This window comes from Streptomyces sp. NPDC056361, from assembly GCF_042262805.1.
GTDB lineage: Bacteria > Actinomycetota > Actinomycetes > Streptomycetales > Streptomycetaceae > Streptomyces.
In genome coordinates this window covers 1-19,940 of the sequence record NZ_JBHJQI010000157.1, presented here as the reverse complement: position 1 = coordinate 19,940, position 19,940 = coordinate 1, and the positions used below count along the sequence as shown (strand labels likewise).

16 protein-coding genes are annotated in these 19,940 nt (G+C 74.5%); 7 read left to right on the top strand and 9 right to left on the bottom strand.

The window, feature by feature from the left end:
* Nucleotides 1–51 precede the first annotated feature (51 nt).
* The gene (locus ACFCY7_RS34245; protein ID WP_376489974.1) at nucleotides 52–2,697 is read right to left on the bottom strand and encodes an ATP-binding cassette domain-containing protein; all 2,646 of its coding nucleotides are present in this window, start codon (nucleotides 2,695–2,697) and stop codon (nucleotides 52–54) included.
* A gap of 141 nt (nucleotides 2,698–2,838) precedes the next feature.
* Nucleotides 2,839–3,120, bottom strand: a complete 282-nt coding sequence (locus tag ACFCY7_RS34240) for a DUF5133 domain-containing protein (RefSeq protein WP_376489973.1) — start codon at nucleotides 3,118–3,120, stop codon at nucleotides 2,839–2,841.
* A 141-nt stretch (nucleotides 3,121–3,261) separates the two neighbouring features.
* Here ACFCY7_RS34240 and ACFCY7_RS34235 point away from each other — a divergent pair, with 141 nt between their 5' ends.
* The gene (locus tag ACFCY7_RS34235) at nucleotides 3,262–4,299 is read left to right on the top strand and encodes an NAD-dependent epimerase/dehydratase family protein (protein ID WP_376489972.1); all 1,038 of its coding nucleotides are present in this window, start codon (nucleotides 3,262–3,264) and stop codon (nucleotides 4,297–4,299) included.
* 139 nt (nucleotides 4,300–4,438) lie between these two features.
* Here ACFCY7_RS34235 and ACFCY7_RS34230 read toward each other — a convergent pair whose 3' ends face one another.
* On the bottom strand, nucleotides 4,439–5,299 hold the full coding sequence (locus tag ACFCY7_RS34230) for a glutathione S-transferase C-terminal domain-containing protein (RefSeq protein WP_376489971.1): 861 nt from the start codon (nucleotides 5,297–5,299) through the stop codon (nucleotides 4,439–4,441).
* 618 nt (nucleotides 5,300–5,917) lie between these two features.
* Between ACFCY7_RS34230 and ACFCY7_RS34225 the strand changes: the two genes are divergently transcribed.
* From ACFCY7_RS34225 to ACFCY7_RS34210, 4 genes are all read left to right on the top strand, one after another.
* Nucleotides 5,918–6,373, top strand: a complete 456-nt coding sequence (locus ACFCY7_RS34225; RefSeq protein ID WP_376489970.1) for an RrF2 family transcriptional regulator — start codon at nucleotides 5,918–5,920, stop codon at nucleotides 6,371–6,373.
* A gap of 236 nt (nucleotides 6,374–6,609) precedes the next feature.
* Nucleotides 6,610–8,088, top strand: a complete 1,479-nt coding sequence (locus tag ACFCY7_RS34220) for an acyl-CoA dehydrogenase (RefSeq protein ID WP_376489969.1) — start codon at nucleotides 6,610–6,612, stop codon at nucleotides 8,086–8,088.
* 157 nt (nucleotides 8,089–8,245) lie between these two features.
* Nucleotides 8,246–9,118: a universal stress protein gene (locus ACFCY7_RS34215; protein WP_376489968.1), complete on the top strand. Its 873-nt coding sequence runs from the start codon at nucleotides 8,246–8,248 to the stop codon at nucleotides 9,116–9,118.
* A 137-nt stretch (nucleotides 9,119–9,255) separates the two neighbouring features.
* Nucleotides 9,256–9,933, top strand: coding sequence for a CAP domain-containing protein (locus tag ACFCY7_RS34210; protein ID WP_376489967.1), 678 nt, complete (start codon nucleotides 9,256–9,258; stop codon nucleotides 9,931–9,933).
* A 129-nt stretch (nucleotides 9,934–10,062) separates the two neighbouring features.
* On the opposite strand, the gene ACFCY7_RS34205 is transcribed toward ACFCY7_RS34210, so the two are convergent.
* The 6 genes from ACFCY7_RS34205 to ACFCY7_RS34180 form a co-directional block, all read right to left on the bottom strand.
* Nucleotides 10,063–11,520, bottom strand: coding sequence for a sigma-70 family RNA polymerase sigma factor (locus ACFCY7_RS34205; RefSeq protein WP_376489966.1), 1,458 nt, complete (start codon nucleotides 11,518–11,520; stop codon nucleotides 10,063–10,065).
* Between the two features lie 95 nt (nucleotides 11,521–11,615).
* On the bottom strand, nucleotides 11,616–11,909 hold the full coding sequence (locus ACFCY7_RS34200; RefSeq protein WP_376489965.1) for a hypothetical protein: 294 nt from the start codon (nucleotides 11,907–11,909) through the stop codon (nucleotides 11,616–11,618).
* A gap of 94 nt (nucleotides 11,910–12,003) precedes the next feature.
* Nucleotides 12,004–14,229: an NADP-dependent isocitrate dehydrogenase gene (locus tag ACFCY7_RS34195; protein ID WP_376489964.1), complete on the bottom strand. Its 2,226-nt coding sequence runs from the start codon at nucleotides 14,227–14,229 to the stop codon at nucleotides 12,004–12,006.
* A gap of 43 nt (nucleotides 14,230–14,272) precedes the next feature.
* A complete protein-coding gene (locus ACFCY7_RS34190) occupies nucleotides 14,273–15,346 on the bottom strand; it encodes a phosphatase PAP2 family protein (protein WP_376489963.1) in 1,074 nt (357 codons plus the stop codon).
* 80 nt (nucleotides 15,347–15,426) lie between these two features.
* On the bottom strand, nucleotides 15,427–15,717 hold the full coding sequence (locus ACFCY7_RS34185) for a hypothetical protein (protein WP_376489962.1): 291 nt from the start codon (nucleotides 15,715–15,717) through the stop codon (nucleotides 15,427–15,429).
* A 42-nt stretch (nucleotides 15,718–15,759) separates the two neighbouring features.
* Nucleotides 15,760–17,601, bottom strand: a complete 1,842-nt coding sequence (locus ACFCY7_RS34180) for a glycoside hydrolase family 15 protein (RefSeq protein WP_376489961.1) — start codon at nucleotides 17,599–17,601, stop codon at nucleotides 15,760–15,762.
* Between the two features lie 196 nt (nucleotides 17,602–17,797).
* On the opposite strand from ACFCY7_RS34180, the gene ACFCY7_RS34175 reads away from it, so the two are divergent.
* Both ACFCY7_RS34175 and ACFCY7_RS34170 read left to right on the top strand, forming a co-directional pair.
* Nucleotides 17,798–18,571, top strand: a complete 774-nt coding sequence (locus tag ACFCY7_RS34175) for a glycosyltransferase family 2 protein (RefSeq protein ID WP_376489960.1) — start codon at nucleotides 17,798–17,800, stop codon at nucleotides 18,569–18,571.
* Between the two features lie 558 nt (nucleotides 18,572–19,129).
* Nucleotides 19,130–19,888, top strand: a complete 759-nt coding sequence (locus ACFCY7_RS34170) for a hypothetical protein (protein WP_376489959.1) — start codon at nucleotides 19,130–19,132, stop codon at nucleotides 19,886–19,888.
* Nucleotides 19,889–19,940: the final 52 nt, after the last annotated feature.

Genomic DNA, 19,940 nt, shown 5'->3' with positions numbered 1-19,940 from the left:
GGCCCCCCCACGTCCCCCCCCCCCCGGCGCCCCCCACCCCGCGGCTGCCGGTCAGGCGCCGACGTACTGGGCGAGGTGTCGGCCGGTGAGGGTGGAGCGGTGGGCGACGAGGGGGGCGGGCGGGCCCTGGTAGACGATGCGGCCGCCGTCGTGGCCGGCGCCGGGGCCGAGGTCGATGATCCAGTCTGCGTGGGCCATGACCGCCGGATGGTGCTCGACGACGACGACGGACTTGCCGGAGTCGACGAGGCGGTCGAGCAGGCCGAGGAGCTGCTCCACGTCGGCGAGGTGGAGGCCGGTGGTCGGCTCGTCGAGGACGTAGACGCCGCCCTTCTCCGCCATGTGCGTGGCCAGCTTGAGCCGTTGCCGTTCGCCGCCGGACAGCGTCGTCAGCGGCTGGCCGAGGGAGACGTAGCCGAGCCCGACGTCGGAGAGCCGCTCCAGGACGCGCTGCGCGGCCGGGGTGCGGGCCTCGCCGGCGCCGAAGAACTCCTCGGCCTCGGCGACGGGCATCGCGAGGACCTCGCTGATGTCGCGGCCGCCCAGACGGTACCCGAGCACGGAGGCCTGGAACCGCTTGCCCTCGCAGTCCTCGCAGGTGGTGGCGACGCCCGCCATCATCGCCAGGTCGGTGTAGATGACGCCGGCACCGTTGCAGGTGGGGCAGGCGCCCTCGGAGTTGGCGCTGAACAGGGCCGGCTTCACGCCGTTGGCCTTGGCGAACGCCTTGCGGATCGGGTCGAGCAGACCCGTGTACGTCGCCGGGTTGCTGCGGCGCGAGCCGCGGATCGCGCCCTGGTCGACCGACACGACGTCCTCGCCGGCCGGGATCGACCCGTGCACGAGCGAGCTCTTGCCGGAGCCGGCGACGCCGGTGACCACGCAGAGCACGCCGAGCGGGATGTCGACGTCGACCTTCCGCAGGTTGTGCGCGGTCGCGCCCCGGATCTCCAGGGCGCCGGCCGGCTCCCGCACGGTGTCCTTGAGGGAGGCGCGGTCGCCGAAGTGGCGGCCGGTGACCGTGTCGCCGGCCCGCAGTCCCTCGACGGTGCCCTCGAAGCAGACGGAGCCGCCCGCGGTGCCGGCGCCCGGGCCGAGGTCGACGACGTGGTCGGCGATGGCGATGGTCTGCGGCTTGTGCTCCACGACGAGCACCGTGTTGCCCTTGTCCCGCAGGCGCAGGAGCAGGTCGTTCATGCGGTTGATGTCGTGGGGGTGCAGGCCGGTGGTGGGCTCGTCGAAGACGTAGGTGACGTCGGTGAGCGAGGAGCCGAGGTGGCGGATCATCTTGACGCGCTGCGCCTCGCCGCCCGACAGCGTGCCCGACGACCGGTCGAGGGAGAGGTAGCCGAGGCCGATCTCGACGAACGAGTCGAGGGTCTCCCGGAGCGCGGTGAGCAGCGGTGCCACCGAAGGCTCGTCGAGGCCGCGGACCCATTCGGCGAGGTCGCTGATCTGCATCGCGCAGACGTCGGCGATGCTCTTCCGCTTGATCTTCGACGACCTGGCGCCCTCGGCGAGGCGGGTGCCGCCGCACTCGGGGCAGGCGGCGAAGGTGACGGCACGCTCGACGAACGCCCTGATGTGCGGCTGCATCCCCTCCTTGTCCTTGGCCAGGAAGGACTTCTGGATCCGCGGGATCAGCCCCTCGTAGGTCATGTTGATGCCCGCGATCTTCATCCTGACCGGCTCGTGGTGCAGGAAGTCGTGGAGTTCCCGCTTGGTGTACCTGCGGATCGGCTTGTCCGGGTCGACGAGGCCCGACTCGCTGTAGAGCCGGTGGTTCCAGCCGCCCGGGGCGTAGCCGGGGATGGTGAGCGCGCCGTCGGCGAGCGACGCGGAGTCGTCGTAGAGCTGCGTGAGGTCGATGTCGGAGACGGTGCCGCGGCCCTCGCAGCGCGGGCACATGCCGCCGGTGCGGCTGAACGTCGCCTTGACGGTCTTCTTGTCGCCGCGTTCGACGGTGATCGCGCCGCTGGCCCGGACCGAGGGGACGTTGAAGGCGTACGCGCTCGGCGGGCCGATGTGCGGCTTCCCGAGGCGGCTGAAGAGGATGCGGAGCATCGCGTTGGCGTCGGTGGCCGTGCCGACCGTGGAGCGGGGGTCGGCGCCGAGCCGCTGCTGGTCGACGATGATCGCGGTGGTCAGCCCTTCGAGGACGTCGACCTCGGGACGCGCGAGCGTGGGCATGAACCCCTGGACGAACGCGCTGTACGTCTCGTTGATCAGCCGCTGCGACTCGGCCGCGATCGTGTCGAACACGAGGGAGCTCTTGCCCGAGCCGGAGACGCCGGTGAAGACGGTGAGCCGGCGCTTCGGGATCTCGATGCTGACGTCCTTGAGGTTGTTCACCCGCGCCCCGTGCACCCGGATCAGGTTCTGCCGGTCGGCGGCGTGCGGCGCGCCCGCGTCCCGGACGGCCTTCGCTGCGGCGGACTTGGCGGCGCCGGCCTTCGCGGACGCGGACTTCGCGGTCGCGGACGCGGATTTCGCCGCGCCCGTCCTCGCGGTGGCGGTCTTGGCCGCGGCAATCTTGGCCGTGGCGGACTTGGTGGCGGACTTCGCAGTGCCGGTCCTCGCCGCGCCCGTCCTCGCGGTGGCGGACTTCGCCGTAGCGGTCTTCGCGGTGGCCGCCCCGGCGGAACCCGCCCTCGGAGTTCCCGTCCGCACGGCGTCCGTCCTGCGGGCCTTGGTCATCGTGTCTCCATCCGCCGGGCAGGCCGATACGTGCGCCGGCGCGGCCCGCCGCACCCGGCACCGGACGGCGCGCGGCGCACCCCGCCACGCTAACCGCGGCCCGGGGGCCGCGCTTGTCGACGCCGGGCCGGGCCGGGCGGTTCAGCCGCTGTGCCAGGGGTACCGGGGCGCGGTGGACCGCGGTGCGGTGGGCCGCGGCGTGGTGGGCCGCGGTGCGGTGGGCCGGAACCCGGTGACGTAGCGCTCGGCCGCGTGCACGGCCTCATGGGCGGTGCGCTCTCCCATCAGGACGCACAGGGTGTACACCGTGTCCTCGAAGCGGCGGCGCGCCGACGGGTCGCACGGGCTGGCCAGCACGGTCCGCTCCTGGGTGCGGTAGTGCCGGAGCAGCCGGTCGACCGTGTTCCTGTCGGGCAGCAGCATGGCGTTCTCCTGTCTCCTGCGTCGCTCCATAGTCCCGGCCGTCGGCCGCCCCCGCGACCGACATGGGCACGCTGAGTGACGGGGCCGGTCGGGCGGGCGCTCCGGGTGCGCTCGCGCCGCCCATGGCGGAGGGTCGAGGACATGAACCCGAGCACGATGCAGCGGGTGGTCGTCACCGGCGCCACCGGCAATGTGGGGACGAGTCTCGTACGGATCCTGGCGGCCGAACCGCGGGTCGGATCGGTCCTCGGGCTCGCCCGGCGCCGGCCGGGCCTGGAGCTGCCGGGCGTGGAGTGGGCCGAGGTGGACCTGTCGCGGGACGGGGACGAGCCCCGCCTCGCGCAGTACGTGGCGGACGCGGACGCGGTGGTCCACCTCGCCTGGCGGTTCGGGCCGACGCACGATCCGGTGGAGACCTGGCGGACCAATGTGATCGGCGCGGTGCGGGTGTTCGACGCGGTCGCCGCGGCGCGGGTGCCGGTGCTCGTGCACGCCTCCTCGGTGGGCGCGTACTCCCCCGGTCCGGCGGGCGGCGCCCCGGTGTCCGAGGCGTGGCCGACGCACGGCTGGCCCGGCGCCGCGTACACCCGGGAGAAGGCCTATCTGGAGCGGGTCCTCGACACCTTCGAGCGCGATCACCCGCAGATCCGGGTGGTGCGGATGCGCCCGGCGTTCCTCTTCAAGGAGGAGTCGGCCAGCGGGCAGCGGCGGATCTTCGCCGGGCGGTTCTTCCCCGGTCAGCTGATGCGGCCCGATCTGCTGCCGCTGGTACCGGAGTTCGACGGGCTGCGGTTCCAGGTCCTGCACACGGACGACGCCGCGGACGCCTATCGCAGGGCGCTCCTGCGGGACGTCCGCGGCGCGTTCAACCTCGCCGCCGAGCCGGTGCTCGACGCGGCGGCGCTGGGCCGGCTGCTGCACGCGCGGCCCGTGAAGGTGCCCGCAGGAGCCGTGCGCGGCGCCCTGTCGGCGGCCTGGCGGATGCGCCTCGTCCCGGCCTCCCCCGGGCTGTTCGAGGCGCTCAGGCAGCTCCCGCTGCTCGCCACCGAGCGGGCGCGTCGGGAGCTGGACTGGGAGCCGTCGGCGACCGCCGAGGAGGCCCTGGCGGCGTTCCTGCGCGGTGTCAGGTCGGGCGCGGGCGACGACACGGCGCCGCTGGCGGGTCACCGGATCGGCTGATCCGGCGCGGCGGGGACCGTCAGTGGGGACCCGCCGATGGATCCCTCGTGGCGGGGGCCGTCAGGGGGACCCGCCGATGGATCCCTCGTGGCGGGGGCCGTCAGGGGGATCCACCGACGGATCCGCTGTGGCGGGACCGTCAGCGGGGACCCGTCGGCCAGTCGACGATCCTGATGCCCGCGCCGGCGGCCTCGCGGCCCCGGCAGTGGGCGTGGTGGCGGCGGAGGACGGCGTCGACGTCGAGGCAGCGGGCGAACTCCGGCCGGGCGGCGAGACGCTGGGCATAGGCCCACAGGGCCGGGTGGCCCGCGACGCGGTCCATGGCGGCGGCGTCCAGGTGCCAGCGGTGGACGGTGTCGAGCTGGACGAGGGTGACCCAGACGTGCACGTCGGCGGCGGTCGGCGCGTCGCCGAGCACGTACGGCGAGCGGGCGAGCCGACGTTCGAGGCGGCCGAGCGCGGCGAAGAGGACGGTCAGCGGGTCGCGGTGGGCGGCCGCCCCGTCGATGCCGAGTTCGCCGGCCCGCTGGGCGGCCCGGTTGACGCTCCGTTCGCACAGGTCGGAGAGGGCGTCGATCTCGCGGCGCCGCTCGCCGGGCAGCAGGTCGGGGCCCTCGCCGCGGAAGCGGAGGGCGAGGTCGCGGAGGATGTCGGGGACGTGGGTGCTGACGATCCGTCCGGTCCAGCCGTCGCTCAGGACGGGGGCGGCGGCCGGGCCGTCGTAGAGGTGGGCGCTGGCCTCGTACAGCGGGCGGAGGGCGGCGTATCCGCCGTCGGGCGTGTCGGGGGTCTCGGGCAGTACGGCGAGCGGGAGCGTGTCGTCGAGTCCGAGCAGGGCGTGGGTCACGGCGATCCTCAGACAGCCGGGGTCCGAGGGTGCCACATGGAGGCGGTAGCGGTGCGGGACGGCGTAGTGGCCGCTGGCCGCGTCGCGGCCGATCCGGCCGCGGAAGGCGGGCACGGCGGAGGCGGGCAGGAGCGAGGACGGGACGACGGACATGCTTCTCCCTTGAGGGTGCTCGGTGCCGGGTCCGGGCGGTGCTCCGAGGCGCCGGTCGCCGGGCACGGCGAACGGCACCTGCGCGGTGACCGGAGGCGACAGAGGTACGGGAAGGGGCGCGGGGAGGAGGTGCGGGCGGACCGCGACGCGTCGCCGTACCGGGCGGAAGCCCGAGTACGTCCGGTACGCGGACTTCCACCCGGCACGCCGAGAGCACGCACCGGACGCCGCGGGGCCGCCCTTCGGGCGACGACGGGAAGGTGACGACAGGCCCTAGGCGGCGCTGCAGACCCGCAGCAGATCGATGTGGCGACGGGACGTGAGGGGCAGGGAGCGCGGGAGGGGCGCGGCCTGTGACGTGTCCCGCCGACCGCTGCGTCCCATGGTTCCCTACCCGTTCGCTCGGTTTTCCCGTCCACGAGTGTCCGACCGCCCACCGGCGGCGTCAAGGGTGCGGTACGGCCCGAGTGCCGGGCCGGGGACCCGATCGGCCGACGCCGGCCTCGCCGCCGCCGTACGCGGTTCCGGTCGGCCGGAGTTCGCGTGCCGCCGTGCCGCCCGCAGCGCGTCGGCCGGGTGTGCGGGCGTCCGCTCGCGGCCGTACGGAATAATGCGCGCATGCGCATTTCAGCCAGGGCCGACTACGCGGTGCGGGCAGCCCTCCAGCTCGCCGCCTCCCAGGATTCGGGGCCGCTGAAGGCCGAGGCCATCGCCGAGGGCCAGGGCATCTCGCACAAGTTCCTGGAGGGGATCCTCGGCGACATGCGCAAGGGCGGTCTCGTGCAGAGCCAGCGCGGCGGGAACGGCGGGTACTGGCTCGCCAGGCCGGCGGAGACGATCTCGGTCGCGGACGTCATCCGCTGCGTGGACGGTCCCCTGGTCTCCGTCCGCGGGGAGCGGCCGCCGGACCTGTCGTACACGGGGCCGGCCGAGTCGCTGCTCACGCTGTGGATCGCCCTCCGGGCCGGTGTCCGCGAGGTCCTCGGGGTCTCGCTCGCCGAGGTGGCGGCGGCCAAGCTGCCGGCCGGCGTCGTCACGCTGGCCGAAGACCCGGAGGCCTGGACCAACCCCTGACGGGCGGAGGGGGCCCGCTCCGACCCGCGCGGACCCACATCGAGCCGCCCGAGCCACGCGGAGCCACGTCGAGCCGCCCGAGCCACACCCGGCCGCGTCGACCTGTGTCGACCTGACGCGGTCTCACTGATCAAGACACCCTTGTCCAGCTTGCGGACGCCCCTTGGGGCGGGGCCTTCACCTCTGCCACTATCCCTAGTGTTCCAGTGGGGATACGAGAGATCAGGTGAGGTGACGTGAGCACGCCGAGGAAATCGCCGAAGAGACCCGCCCTACGCACCGCCTCCGCACCGGCCGTCCGGCTCGTCGACCGCCCCGCGGACGACGAGATCTGGCCCCGCGTCACCCGCGAACTCGCCGACGACCTCGCCGTCGACGCACTCGCCAGGGACCGCGCGGGCAAGGCGCCGTTCGACGAGGTCGCCCGCCTCCAGGAAGCGGGGCTGCCCGCCCTGCTCACGGCCCCCGGGCCGACCCGGCGCGGCGCCGACTGGCGCGCCGCGTGCGCCGTCGTGCGCGAGATAGCCGCCGCCGACAGCTCGGTGGGCGAACTCCTCGCCCACCACTACGCGCTGTCCTGGAGCAGCCGCTTCTTCGGCCCGGCACCGGCCGAGGAACCCGCGCCCGAAGCGGACCTCGTCGAGGACGGCGGCGTGGACGGCGGCGTGGACGGCGGCGTGGACGGCGGCGATCCGCAGAGGACCGCGGCACCTCGCGCACCCCGCACCGGGCGGGCGGCCGACGCGCCGCGTACCGCCCGGACCCCCCTCGCCCTCGACGTCTGTACGTCCGAGGAGCGCTGGCTGCTCGCCGGCGGCGTCGAACCGCCGCACGGCGGGACCGGCCAGGGGCTCACGCTCACGCCCGCCGAAGGCGCCGGGGGCGGCTGGGTGCTCGACGGGCGCCGCTCGTTCTCCTCCGGCGTGACCGTGGCCGACCGGCTCGTCGTCGGCGCCCGCCCCGGTGGCACCGGCGACCTGCTCGTCGTCCTCGTGGACCCGGCGCATCCCGGGGTGTTCACGGACGCGGGGACGGACCGGGTCGGGCAGCGGCTGGCCGGAGCCGGGACCGTCACCTTCGACCACGTGCCGGTGGAGCCCGAACACGTCCTCGGCACGCTCCCCCACGACGAGCACGCCGTCGCCCCGTTCACCACCCTGGCACCGCTCGCCCTGCGGCTGCTGCTGGTGCACGTCGGACTCGGCATCGCCGAGGGCGCGCTCGCCGAGGCCCGGGACATCAGCCGTGCCGGACAGGCCGGACCGGCACCGACCGACGGGGCGGGCGGCCCGGCGGACACCGAAGGCGCCGCCCCGGCGGGGGCCGGGGACGACCCGTACCTCCTCCTCGCGTACGGGGAGCTGGCGACGGCCGCGCACGCCGCCGCCGCGGTGGTGGAACGGGCGACGGACGCCCTGGCGTGCGGTCTGCTCGCCGGGTGGTCGCTCGGCCCGGAGGAACGGGCCGACATCGCCGTCCTGGTGGCGGCGGCCGAGACGGTCACCGGGCGGGCGGCCGTCCACATCACCACCCGCATCCTCGAACTCGTCGACACCCCGGCGGGCTCCGACGCCCGGGGCGGCGGTCCGGGCTTCGACCGCTTCTGGCGCAACGCCCGCGCCCTCACCGCCCCCACGCAGGCGGCCCACCGGCTCCGTGACATCGGGGACCACTACCTCAACGGCACCCACGCACGGCTCACCCTCCGGGCCTGAGTCCGCCGCGTGCGGACGACGGTGCGCAAGAGGGGACCGACGGTCCGGCATGTCGGGACGTCCGACCCTCTCGTCAAGCGGCCGATGGGCCCAAGCTGGAGACAACAGGGTCCGGCCGCCCGGCGGGGCCCGTCACCGCACCGACGGAGGCAGCCTGATGAGTCGTGAGATCGTCGCCGGAGTGGACGGCTCCCCGGAGAGCCTCGCCGCGGCCGACTGGGCCGCCCGCGAGGCCCTCCACCGGGGGCTCCCGCTGCGGCTCGCGCACGCCTGGCGCTGGGAGCCCCTCGACATCCCGCTGGTCCAGGACCCCGAGGCCCAGCAGCGTGCCGCGTTCGCCCTGGTGCGCGAGGCCGAGGCGACGATCGCGGAGCGCCACCCGGAGGTCGCGCTCTCGGCCGAGGTGCTCCCCGACACCCCGGTCGCCGCGCTGCTGGGCGCCGAGGAGGGAGCCGAGATGCTCGTCATCGGTTCGCGCGGCCGGGGCCCCGTGGCCGGATTCCTGCTCGGCTCGTACGGTCAGCAGATCATCGCCGCCGCCGCGTGTCCGGTGGTGGCCGTCCGCACCCGCGACGGCGAGCAGGCCGAACCGCCCACCGGATACGTGCTGGTCGGCCAGCACGGCGACCCGGAGGACAGTGCCGCCGTCCTGCGCTTCGCCTTCGAGACCGCCGCCGCGCGCGGGGCGGCGGTGCGGGCCGTCCGCGCATGGAGCCTGCCGTCCCTCTACGCGTACAGCCCGGCCTCGATGCGGCTCGCCGACGAGGCGGGCGGGCTCGTGCCGTACGAGGAGAAGGCGCTGCGCGAGGCACTGGCCCCCTGGCGGGAGCGGTACCCGGACGTGCCGGTGACCGAGCACGTCGAACTGGGCAGCGCCGGGCAGGTGTTGCTCTCCACGTCGGGGGCCGCCCAGCTCCTGGTGGTCGGTCGGCGGGCCCGGCGCGGCGCGATCGGCCCGCGCATCGGTTCCGTGGCCCACGCGGCGCTCCATCTCGCGCCCTGCCCGGTGGCGGTGATCCCGCAGGGCTGAAAAGCTCGGACGTGGATTGACGCGTCGTGTTGACGGAGAGTGTCGGGGCGGCCTGGTCCGGAAAGTGTTACCGCCGTCGCCCCGGTGGCTCGATCGCACCGGACCCTCCGGCGACCTCGGCGAGAGAGCGGAGCTCCATGCGGCACCACGACCGTCCCGACCACCACGACCATCCCGGCCGTCCCGACCGGTCCCACAGTCCCGACCGCCCTCGGTTCTCCGGCGCGGGCGCGTCGACGCACGCGAGCGGCCGGCACCGCAGGAGCGGCGGAACGGGGCGCCGGGCAGCGCGCCGCCCGTCCTTCCGCACCACCGTCACCCTCACCGGCGCCGCCGCGGCCCTGCTCGCGGTGGTGACCGGGATGTACGTGGCCCCGTCGGCGCCCGCGGTCTCGGCGGCCGTCGCACCGGCGGCGGCCGGAGCCAAGATCGGGCGGTACGCCCAGGAGGTCGTCGCGCTGGCCAACGCCGAGCGGGAGAGGGCCGGTTGCGGACCGCTGCGCGCGGAGGACCATCTGCGGACCGCCGCGCAGGGGCACGCCGACGACATGGCGGCCCGTGACTACTACCGGCACGACAGCCCGGAGGGCCGCGACGCGGGCGACCGGATCACGGGGGCCGGGTACGCGTGGTCGACCTGGGGGGAGAACATCCACCGCGGGCCGCGTACCCCGGCCCGCGCGATGGAGGACTGGATGGAGAGTCCGGGCCATCGGGCGAACATCCTCAACTGCGCCTTCAGGGACATCGGAGTCGGCGTGACGCTCACCGCCAACGGCCCCTGGTGGGTACAGGACTTCGGCGCCAGACGCTGAGGAGGGCGCCGGCGCCGCGAACACTCCGGGCGCGTCCGAAGGTCTCGGCGCGTCCGAAGGGTCGGGGCACGTCCGAAGGGTCGGGGCACGTCCGAAGGGTCGGGGCACGTCCGAAGGGTCGGAGGTGCGTCAGGACGCGGGGGTGGCCAGCTTCTGCACCCAGACCGTGCCGCCGGGACCGGGCGCCGACGCCACGCCGGTGTCCCGGTACCGGCAGTCGAGCATGTTCTCCTCGTGCATCGCCCCGTCGGTCCAGTCGTCGACGACGGCCGCCGGGTCGGACGAACCGCGCGCCAGGTTCTCGGCCCAGGCGCTCCAGTCGTACCCGGCGGCGGTGATCCGCACGTCGGCGAAGTCGCCCTCCGGGCTGCTGTGCCCGTAGTAGCCGCGCGTGACCATGTCCCGGGCGTAGGCGCGGGCCGCGGCGACCAGCCGCGGGTCGGTGTGCAGCGGGGCGCAACCCGCCGCCGTCCGGAGCCGGTTGACCTTCGCGGTCAGCCGCTCCTCGGCGGTGGGCCGGGGTGCCGGGGGCGTCGTCCTGCGGGGTTTCGGCGGCTGGGTCGTCGGTGGCGGGACGGCGACGGTCGCCGACGGGGCGGGGGCCGTCGTCGTGGTGGGCGGGGGCGCGGCGACGGGCCGGACGGGTGCCGGCCGCGGGTCGGGCTGCCGGGGTACGAGGAGGGCGACGGCCCCGAGGACGGCGACGGCGGCGGCCCCGGCGACGCAGGCGCGCGTGAGCGGTGTCCACCGCGAGGCGGCCTCGAAGGCGACGGGTTCGGTGGCCAGGGACTCGGTGCCCCGCAGGGCCGCGGCGGCGAGCGGGGGCACGAGGCCGATGCCGACGAGCAGGCCCTCGACCGGGGCGAGTCCGCGGCGGCCGGTCACGCGGCCGGTGCAGGCGGCGCAGGTGCGCAGATGGCGGGCGACGCGTTTGCGCCAGAGCGGGGAAGGGCGGCCGTCCCAGCCGGTGAGGATGTCCGTGAGCTCCTGGCACGGCGGCACGGCGTCCAGGGCGCGCACCACGGCCCGACCGGTCTCCAGGCGTTCCTTCATGCGCTGGATGCGGACGGCGGCGTGCTGCGGGGAGATGCCTCCGAGGCCCTCGGCGACCTCGGCGCGGGTCAGCTCCCCGGCGGCCTCCAGCCACCACAGGGAGAGGAGTTCGCGATCGTCCTCGTCGAGCCAGCGGGTGGCGCGGGCGACGTCGCGGCGCTGCCCGGAGAGGCCGAGCCGGAGGATGGTGAGCTCGGTGAAGTCGCCGGCCGGGTCGGCGAGGTCCGCCGCGCGGTCGAGGCCGGGTACGGGCGCCTGCTGGCGTTCGCGCCAGCGGCGCCGTATCCCGTTCATGGCGATGGCGACGAGCCAGGAGCGGAAGCGGTCGGGATCGCGGAGGCCGGAGAGGCCGTCGAGGGCGCGGACCATCGTCTCCTGGACGATGTCGTCGGTGTCGGCGTGGCCGTCGAGGGCGCGGCCGACGACGTTGTGGACGAGGGGCAGGTAAGCGCGCACCAGTGCGTCCCTGGCGTGCTCGTCACCGGCCCTGGCCGCTTCCACCAGGGCGGTGGTGCGGCTCTCGTCGCTGTGCATGGATCTGCTCCCTCATCCCTCGTCCGAGTCCCCCGTCGTTCGGAGACCCGTGGGAGCGGGAGGGATAACACTTCTTCCGGTGGTGTCCGGGGACCTTACACCGGCGGTGCCGCGGGCAGGGTCGGGACCGTGGCCCCCTTGCCCTCCCGGACGGCTGCGACGACTGCGTCGTGCAGGTCGCGGCTCTCCTCCTCCGTCGCGCACGGAACGGGACTGCCCGACATGGTGAACCAGTCGGACGCGCCGCTGTACTGCACGGCCACTCGTGCCTCGCGCTCGGCCCAGGTCGTGTGCACGGTCAGATCGCCCGTGACGACTCCGGCCTCGTCGGTCAGCACCCCACCTCGCCCGGTGTACACACCGGCGGTCGTCCAAGATGCCCAGCTCATCCATCCAGGTTCACACCAGGCGGTGAGATGCGCCACCGACGGGACCGCCCCGGCCGGAGGAGTTTCCGGCCGGGGCGGTACGGGCGCGCGCGGGTCAGGCGAGGGACGCGACGGCCTCGTTGAACGTGGCCGACGGGCGCATCACGGCCGCGGCCTTGGCCGGGTCGGGCTGGTAGTAGCCGCCGATCTCGGCCGGGGAGCCCTGGACGGCGTTCAGCTCGTCGACGATCTTCTGCTCGTTGGCGGCCAGCGTCTCGGCGAGCGGGGCGAAGGCCTTGGCCAGCTCCGCGTCCTCGGTCTGGGCGGCCAGCTCCTGGGCCCAGTAGAAGGACAGGTAGAAGTGGCTGCCGCGGTTGTCGATACCACCGATGCGACGGGTCGGCGACTTGTCCTCGTTGAGGAAGGTGCCGGTGGCGCGGTCGAGGGTGTCGGCGAGGACCTGGGCGCGGGCGTTGCCCGTGGTGGTCGCGAGGTGCTCGAAGGAGGCGGCCAGGGCGAAGAACTCGCCGAGGCTGTCCCAGCGGAGGTAGTTCTCCTTGACGAGCTGCTGGACGTGCTTCGGGGCGGAGCCGCCGGCGCCGGTCTCGAAGAGGCCGCCGCCCGCCATCAGCGGGACGACCGACAGCATCTTGGCGCTGGTGCCCAGCTCCAGGATCGGGAAGAGGTCGGTCAGGTAGTCGCGCAGGACGTTGCCGGTGACCGAGATGGTGTCCTCGCCGCGGCGGATGCGCTCCAGGGAGAACGCGGTGGCCTCGACCGGGGACAGGATCTTGATCTCCAGGCCCTCGGTGTCGTGCTCCGGCAGGTACTGCTTCACCTTGGCGATGAGCTGCGCGTCGTGGGCGCGGTTCTCGTCGAGCCAGAAGACGGCCGGGGCGCCGGTGGCGCGGGCGCGGGTGACGGCCAGCTTGACCCAGTCCTGGATGGGCAGGTCCTTGGTCTGGCAGGCGCGGAAGATGTCGCCCTCGGCGACCTCCTGCTCCAGGACGACCTCGCCCGCGGCGTTGACGAGGCGGACGGTGCCGGCCTCGGCGAGCTCGAAGGTCTTGTCGTGGGAGCCGTACTCCTCGGCCTTCTGGGCCATGAGGCCGACGTTCGGAACGGAGCCCATGGTCGCCGGGTCGAAGGCGCCGTGGGCACGGCAGTCCTCGATGACGGCCTGGTAGACGCCGGAGTAGCTGTGGTCCGGGAGGACCGCGAGGGTGTCGGCCTCCTGGCCGTCCGGGCCCCACATGTGGCCGGAGGTGCGGATCATGGCCGGCATCGAGGCGTCGACGATGACGTCGGACGGCACGTGCAGGTTGGTGATGCCCTTGTCGGAGTCGACCATGGCGAGGGCCGGGCCGGCAGCCAGCTCGGCCTCGAAGGAGGCCTTGATCTCGGCGCCGAGGCCGTGCGGGATGGCATCGAGGCCGCCCAGGACGGTGCCGAGGCCGTCGTTCGGGGACAGGCCGGCGGCGGCGAGCACCTCGCCGTACTTGGCGAAGGTGGCCGGGAAGAAGGCGCGGACCACGTGGCCGAAGACGATCGGGTCGGAGACCTTCATCATGGTGGCCTTGAGGTGCACGGAGAACAGCACGTCGTCGGCCTTGGCGCGGGCGACCTGCTCGCTCAGGAAGGTGCGGAGCGCGGCGGCGCGCATGACGGCGGCGTCGACGACCTCGCCGGCGATGACCTTCAGCGGGGCGCGGAGCTCGCTGACGGTGCCGTCGGCGGCGGTGAACTCGAAGCGCAGGATGTCGTCGGCGGCGATGACGGCGGACTTCTCCGTGGAGGCGAAGTCGTTCTCGCTCATCGTGGCGACGTTGGTCTTGGACTCGGAGGTCCAGGCGCCCATGCGGTGCGGGTGGTTCTTGGCGTAGTTCTTGACCGAGCCGGGCGCGCGGCGGTCGGAGTTGCCCTCGCGCAGGACCGGGTTGACGGCCGAGCCCTTGATCTTGTCGTAGCGGGCGCGGACGTCCTTGTCCTGGTCCGTCTGCGGGTCGTCCGGGTAGTCCGGGAGGGCGTAGCCCTGCGCCTGGAGCTCGGCGATGGCGGCCTTGAGCTGCGGGATGGACGCCGAGACGTTCGGCAGCTTGATGATGTTGGCGCCGGGCGTCTTGGCCAGGTCACCGAGCTCGGCGAGGGCGTCGGCGATGCGCTGGCCCTCCTCCAGGAACTCGGGGAAGACGGCGATGATGCGGCCGGCGAGGGAGATGTCCCGCGTCTCGACCGTGACGCCGGCCTGCGAGGCATACGCCTGGATCACGGGCAGGAACGAGTACGTCGCCAGGGCAGGCGCCTCGTCAGTGTGGGTGTAGATGATGGTCGAGTCAGTCACCGGGTGCTCCGCTCCACGTCTGCGTATGCGAGATTGCTCGACATCAAGATATCTCGTGATCGAGGTCCTCGGTAAAGGGCCCCACGAGCTCGCTCTCGCGCTGGACCCCCGCGGCCTCCACGAAGGGCCCGCCGAGCCGGTACGGGGTGGGGGCCCCGTCCACGTCGACGCGGCGGAGCAGGACGAGCGGGACCAGCCCGGTGGCGGCCGTCACACCGGCGGCGAGGGCCTGGCCGCAGCGGTGGGCGAGCCGGAGCTCGGCGGGGTCGTAGGGGGCGGTGGCGGGCAGGGCGAGGGTGTCGCCGAGCAGCCAGAGCCCGGCGCCGAGGCCGGCCGCGGCGAGCAGGGCGAGCGGGACGGTCACCGGGAGGCCGGGCAGGAGGGGTCCGCGCCGGGGGCCGGGGCGGACCTTGCCCTTGCGGGCGAGGAGGGCGAGGAGCCCGCACTCGACGGCGAGGACGACGAGGGCGGCGGCGATGACGTCGCCGGGCCGGTGCCGCCCGGAGGCGATGGTGTACGCGCCGACGGCGGCGGCCCAGAGGGTTCCGGCGCCGACGGCGAGGGCCCGGAGCCGGTAGGGGACGACGAGGACGAGGCCGAGGGCGATGCCCACGGCGATCGTGGTCTGGGCACTGGGGAAGCCGCTGGGGACGAGGGCCCCGGCGGTGTCGTGGAGGCGGGGGCGGGGTGCGAACCGCTGGAGCAGGCCGGTGAGGGCGAGGGCCGTGGCGAGTGCGCCCGCCGCGGCCCCGGTCAGCGCGTACCGCTTGCGTATGAGGCCCACGGCGAGGAGCAGGACGCACCCGGCGGCCAGCGAGAAGGTGGTGAGGCCGGCGAGCGAGGGGTGCTCGCGCAGCAGGGTGGCGGCGGCGGTGTCGGCGCGCCGGCCGGTCACGGCGGCGTCGCCCCAGCGCCGGCCGGTCGCGGTGAGCACGAGGCCCGCGTACACGACCGTCAGGAGGAGGACCGCCCCGAGGCAGGCACGCCGGGTCCGGGTGCGGACCCGGGTGCTGAAGGAGCCGGCGGTCTCGCCGGCCACGGCGGCGTACCACCAGGTGTCACCGGTCTCCAGCGGCCTCGGGGAACCGCCGGCGCGGAGCCTGTCGTAGGGAGCCATGCCCCGATTCGAACCCACGCGCGGCCGGGCCGCCCGCTGGACTCACCCGAACGACATGCCGACGGCGGGAAGCGACCGCGTCAGCGCTCGCGGCCCGGGCGCTCGCCGAGGAGGAGCAGCACGAGGCCCGTCAGGAGGGTGAGCACGCTCGCGACGCCGAGGACGGAGCTCACGGCCCGGTCGTCGGTGAAGGGGGAGAGCGCCTGGACGGCGAAGGCGGCGGCCATGAGCAGCTGGCCCCGGCCGTGGAGGCCCGTCCGGAAGACCCGGGACCGCAGCCACGGCCAGATCCAGCCGGTGCGGATCGCGGCGGCGCCGCTGACGGTGAAGATCAGCGCGAACGCGCCCGGGACGACGACGCGCCAGTCCATTCCGACCCCCTGGTCCCCGGCCCGCTGCCGGGGTCGGCGCGATCATGCCACAGCGAGATGACGGGATCCGTCACGGTCGTGACGGCGGGTGCCGTACAGGGTGAACGCCGTGTTCACCAGGGCCACGTGGCTGAGGGCCTGGGGCATGTTGCCGAGCTGGCGGGCGGCGACCGGGTCCCATTCCTCGGCGAGCAGGCCGACGTCGTTGCGGACGTCGAGGACCCGCTCGAAGACGGTGCGGGCCTCGTCGGGGCGGCCGGTCATGGCGAGGGCGTCGGCGTACCAGAACGTGCAGGCGACGAAGGCCCCTTCGGTGCCGCCGAGGTCGTCGAGGGCGTGGGTGCCGCCGTCGCGCACGTCCCCGTACCGGCGCAGGAACCCGTGGTCGTCGAGGCGTTCCATCGCCCGCACGGTGCCGAGGACCCGCGGGTCACCGGCGGGCAGGAAGCCGAGCCGCGGGATCAGCAGGGCGGTGGCGTCGACCTGGTGGCTTCCGTAGGACTGGGTGAACGACCCCTGTTCCTCGCTCCAGCCCCGGGCGCAGATCTCCGCGTGCAGCTCCTGGCGCAGCGCCTGCCAGCGGTGCACGGAGCCGCGCAGTCCGGCGACGCGGGCGAGGCGTACGGCCCGGTCGGCGGCGACCCAGGCCATCACCTTGGAGTGGACGAAGTGACGGCGCGTGCCCCGGACTTCCCAGATGCCCTCGTCGGGTTCCCGCCAGCGTTCGCCGAGGTACTCCAGGAGCGCGGCGATCAGGGCCCAGGCCGGGGGCGCGAGGACGACGCCGGCCCGGACGGCCGAGTAGACGGTGTTGAGCACCTCGCCGTAGATGTCGAGCTGGAACTGGTCGACGGCCGCGTTGCCGAATCTGACGGGCCGTGAACCCTCGTAGCCGGGAAGCCAGTCGGCGTGCGTCTCGGGGAGCCGGCGCTGCCCCTCGACCCCGTACAGCGGTTGGAGGTCGGCGGGGTCGCCGGCGACGGCGCGGAGCAGCCACTCCGTCCAGGCCAGCGCCTCCCTGCGGTATCCGCCGCGCAGCAGACAGGAGAGGGTGAAGGTGGAGTCGCGCAGCCAGCAGAAGCGGTAGTCCCAGTTGCGGCGGCCGCCGATGGACTCGGGGAGCGAGGCGGTGGCCGCCGCGACGACGCCGCCGGTGGGGGCGTAGGTCAGGGCCTTGAGGGTGAGCAGGGAGCGGATGACGGCGTCCCTGGCGGGGCCGTCGTAACGGAGCGCGGCGGCCCAGTCGTTCCAGAAGGCGAGGGTGCGGGTGAGGGCGGCGTCGATCGCGGCGGGCGGGGCGGCGGGGGGCGCGGGCGCGTGCGAGGGGCGCCAGCCGAGGGTGAACGCGACGCGGCGTCCGGCCGTGACGGTGAAGTCGAAGGTGGTCCGGTCGGCGCTGACGACGGGTTCGACGCCGGGGCCGCAGGAGAGGTAGGCGGCGTCGGGTCCGGCGATGGAGACGACGGTGCGGCGGTCCAGTGAGCGGGTCCAGGGCACGATGCTGCCGTGGTGGAAGCGGACCCTCGACTCGCCGCGCATGGCGACCCGTCCGCCGATCCCCTCGACGACGCGGACGATCGTCGGCGCGCCTTCGTCGAGGGCGCGCGGCGGCATGAAGTCGGTGACCCGGACCGATCCGGAGAGGGACTCCCAGACGGTGTCGAGGACGAGCGTGTCGCCCCGGTAACTCCTGCGCGTGCAACGGGTCTCGCCGACGGGGGCGAGGAGCCACCGGCCGTGTCCGGGGTCCCCGAGGAGGGCCGCGAGGCAGGCGGGCGAGTCGAAGCGGGGTGCGCACCACCAGTCGACGGACCCGTCGGTACCGATGAGCGCGGCCGTCTCCAGGTCACCGACGAGGGCGTAGTCTTCAATTCGCCCTGCCATGACGGGATTGTATGCCCGCAGGGGTGCGCTTGTATAAACGAGCGGTTTTCACCAGTGAAATCCCCGGGTTTTACGGGGGTTTCCGCCGGGGTTATTCTTTCGCGCCCGGCCGCATGTTCTTCCGCTTTTCTTGACGCCGTCGCCCTCCGCGCAGGATTCTGGAAGTCGCGGGTCCGCCGCGCGGAAGGCCGTACCGATGAGTAGTGATTCGCACCCCCTGCGCCGGTCGACCGACCGGGCCCCGGGGGCCGGTGTACGCACGGTGAGCCTGGTCCTCACGATCCGCCCCGGCCACGGAGATCCGGGCCCGGACCTCGACACGCTCCTCGGCCAGGTGCCGTCCAGCGTGCGGGAGGTGGTGCTGGTCGGCGCCCCCGCAGGCGACCGGGGTGCGCCCCCGGGCCTGACCGTGCGGAGCGTGGGGGCCTGGGACTTCGAGAAGGGCGACACCCCGCACGCGGGACTGCTCGCGGCCACCGGGGACCTGATCGTGCTGATGAACGCCGACGGCAGCATGTCGCCCGACGAGATCCCGCATTTCCTGCACTACCTGGAGAACGGCTACGACTTCGTCAAGGGATCGCGTTTCATCGCGGGCGGGGACGTCGCCGCCTCTTCGCTGGTCCGGCGTCTCGGACATCGCGCGCTGCTGCGCGTCGCGCGCCGGCTCTACGGTCAGCGGCTGACCGATCTCTGGTACGGGTTCTGCGCTTTCCGCCGCTCGTTCGTCGATCTCCTCGACCTCCGCGAGGACGGTGTCGAACTCGGGGCGGAACTCGTCGCGCACGCGCTGCACTACGGCCTGCGGGTGGCCGAGGTGCCGAGCCGCGAACTCCCGTGCCGCCACGGGGCGACGCGCCTCGGCACCATCCGTGACGGCGCCCGCATCCTCGGCACGCTCCTCGACGAACGACCGCACAACGCGCTGTCGCGCCTCGCCCACGGCCCCTTCCGCGGCTCCTCCGGTTGACGAATCACCCCCGGGAAGCTAAGGCTGGATACAGCGCTATTTCCGGATCAGCGCCTCGGGACGGATGTTCCGTGACAGACGCTTCAAGGAAAGACGTTTCAGGACGGATCAGCTCAGCACTCGCCAGGCCCTCGGTAGGGTCGGTTGCCGGAAGAGGCTCGTCATGACCTTCCTCCCCATCAGCCGAATGCCGGCGGCACCCGCACCGCATCCCCTGCGGCGGGTGACCGACTGGCCCCTGGCCGAGGCCCGCCGCCGTTCGCTCTGCCCCTCCCCGCACCGCCCGACCCCGCACCCGGCCCGCCGGGGCTCCGACCGGATCCGTGCCGCCGCCGCGCCGCCCCTGAGCCGGGCGTGCAGGCCGCGCGGAGCGGCCCGTCGCCGGCGCGCCCGTTCGGTCCGCACCCACGCCGCGCGGCGGCGCGGTTCCGGCGGTTGCCCAGGCGGCGCGGACGGCCCTGGCGCCCCTGCTCCCGACGGCTCGGACCGACCCCACGCACCGCTCGTCCGCGTGCCCGTGCGCCGTACGCCCCGCGCCCTCCCCCGAGGGGGCGAGTCGTGATGGCGGCCGCGCGGGGTGCCCTCCTGGTCGCCGTGTCCGGGCCCGCGGGATCCGACAGGTCCGCGCTGGTCGCACGGGTCGCGACGCTGCTCCGCCAACGCGGCCTGACCGTCGTCTCCACGCGCGGTCACGGCTGCTTCCTGTGCCGCGGGTTCCCGGTTTCCCCCCGGGTGAGGGATGCGGGGGAACCGGGCGGGGACGTGTGGGCACGGCGCGCCACGGATCCCGAGCGCCGGGGATCGTGGCCGCGCCGTGCCCACGCGTTCCTGCACGCCTTCGAGCTCGCGGCCCGCGTCGCGGCGGCCCGGACCCTGGTACGGAAGCGGGCGCGCGGCGGCCGGGCGGTTGTCCTGACCGACCGGGGCCCGCTGGACGGCCTGGTGGCGTTCGACCCGCCGGCCGGCTCCGGGGCGGCGGGGGCCTTCCGCCGGATCGCCGACCGCTACGGACTGACGCTGCTCGTGGACACCGGACCCGACACCCCGCGGGGCCGCGACCGGGAGGACGCCGCCGGTCGTCCGGCGCCCTCCTGGCCCCGCTACCGCCGCTGGGCGCGGCAACTCCCCCGGGTCGTCCGGCTCGACGGCCGACAGGCTCCGTCCCTGGTCGCGGCCACCGCCGCGGAACGGATCCTCGACGCGGTACGGGAGCGGGAGCGGACCACCGGACGCCCGCGGCCCCGTGCCGTGCGGGGCCCGGGCACCGCCCCCGCCCCCCACCCCACCCGCGGGGGGACCGTGGTGGTGGGGGGGTGAGAAAGTGACGGGGCCCCCGCGGGCGGCGGCCCGGGGGGGGGCGCGGGGGCCC

Excerpts from the sequence above, each read along its gene's own strand:
- ACFCY7_RS34185 (WP_376489962.1), bottom strand. The coding sequence starts at position 15,717 with ATGGACTGGCGCGTCGTCGTCCCGGGCGCGTTCGCGCTGATCTTCACC.
- ACFCY7_RS34175 (WP_376489960.1), top strand. The coding sequence starts at position 17,798 with ATGAGTAGTGATTCGCACCCCCTGCGCCGGTCGACCGACCGGGCCCCG.
- ACFCY7_RS34230 (WP_376489971.1), bottom strand. The coding sequence starts at position 5,299 with ATGTCCGTCGTCCCGTCCTCGCTCCTGCCCGCCTCCGCCGTGCCCGCC.
- ACFCY7_RS34200 (WP_376489965.1), bottom strand. The coding sequence starts at position 11,909 with ATGAGCTGGGCATCTTGGACGACCGCCGGTGTGTACACCGGGCGAGGT.
- ACFCY7_RS34180 (WP_376489961.1), bottom strand. The coding sequence starts at position 17,601 with ATGGCAGGGCGAATTGAAGACTACGCCCTCGTCGGTGACCTGGAGACG.
- ACFCY7_RS34240 (WP_376489973.1), bottom strand. The coding sequence starts at position 3,120 with ATGCTGCTGCCCGACAGGAACACGGTCGACCGGCTGCTCCGGCACTAC.
- ACFCY7_RS34205 (WP_376489966.1), bottom strand. The coding sequence starts at position 11,520 with ATGCACAGCGACGAGAGCCGCACCACCGCCCTGGTGGAAGCGGCCAGG.
- ACFCY7_RS34245 (WP_376489974.1), bottom strand. The coding sequence starts at position 2,697 with ATGACCAAGGCCCGCAGGACGGACGCCGTGCGGACGGGAACTCCGAGG.
- ACFCY7_RS34210 (WP_376489967.1), top strand. The coding sequence starts at position 9,256 with ATGCGGCACCACGACCGTCCCGACCACCACGACCATCCCGGCCGTCCC.
- ACFCY7_RS34235 (WP_376489972.1), top strand. The coding sequence starts at position 3,262 with ATGAACCCGAGCACGATGCAGCGGGTGGTCGTCACCGGCGCCACCGGC.
- ACFCY7_RS34215 (WP_376489968.1), top strand. The coding sequence starts at position 8,246 with ATGAGTCGTGAGATCGTCGCCGGAGTGGACGGCTCCCCGGAGAGCCTC.
- ACFCY7_RS34190 (WP_376489963.1), bottom strand. The coding sequence starts at position 15,346 with ATGGCTCCCTACGACAGGCTCCGCGCCGGCGGTTCCCCGAGGCCGCTG.
- ACFCY7_RS34225 (WP_376489970.1), top strand. The coding sequence starts at position 5,918 with ATGCGCATTTCAGCCAGGGCCGACTACGCGGTGCGGGCAGCCCTCCAG.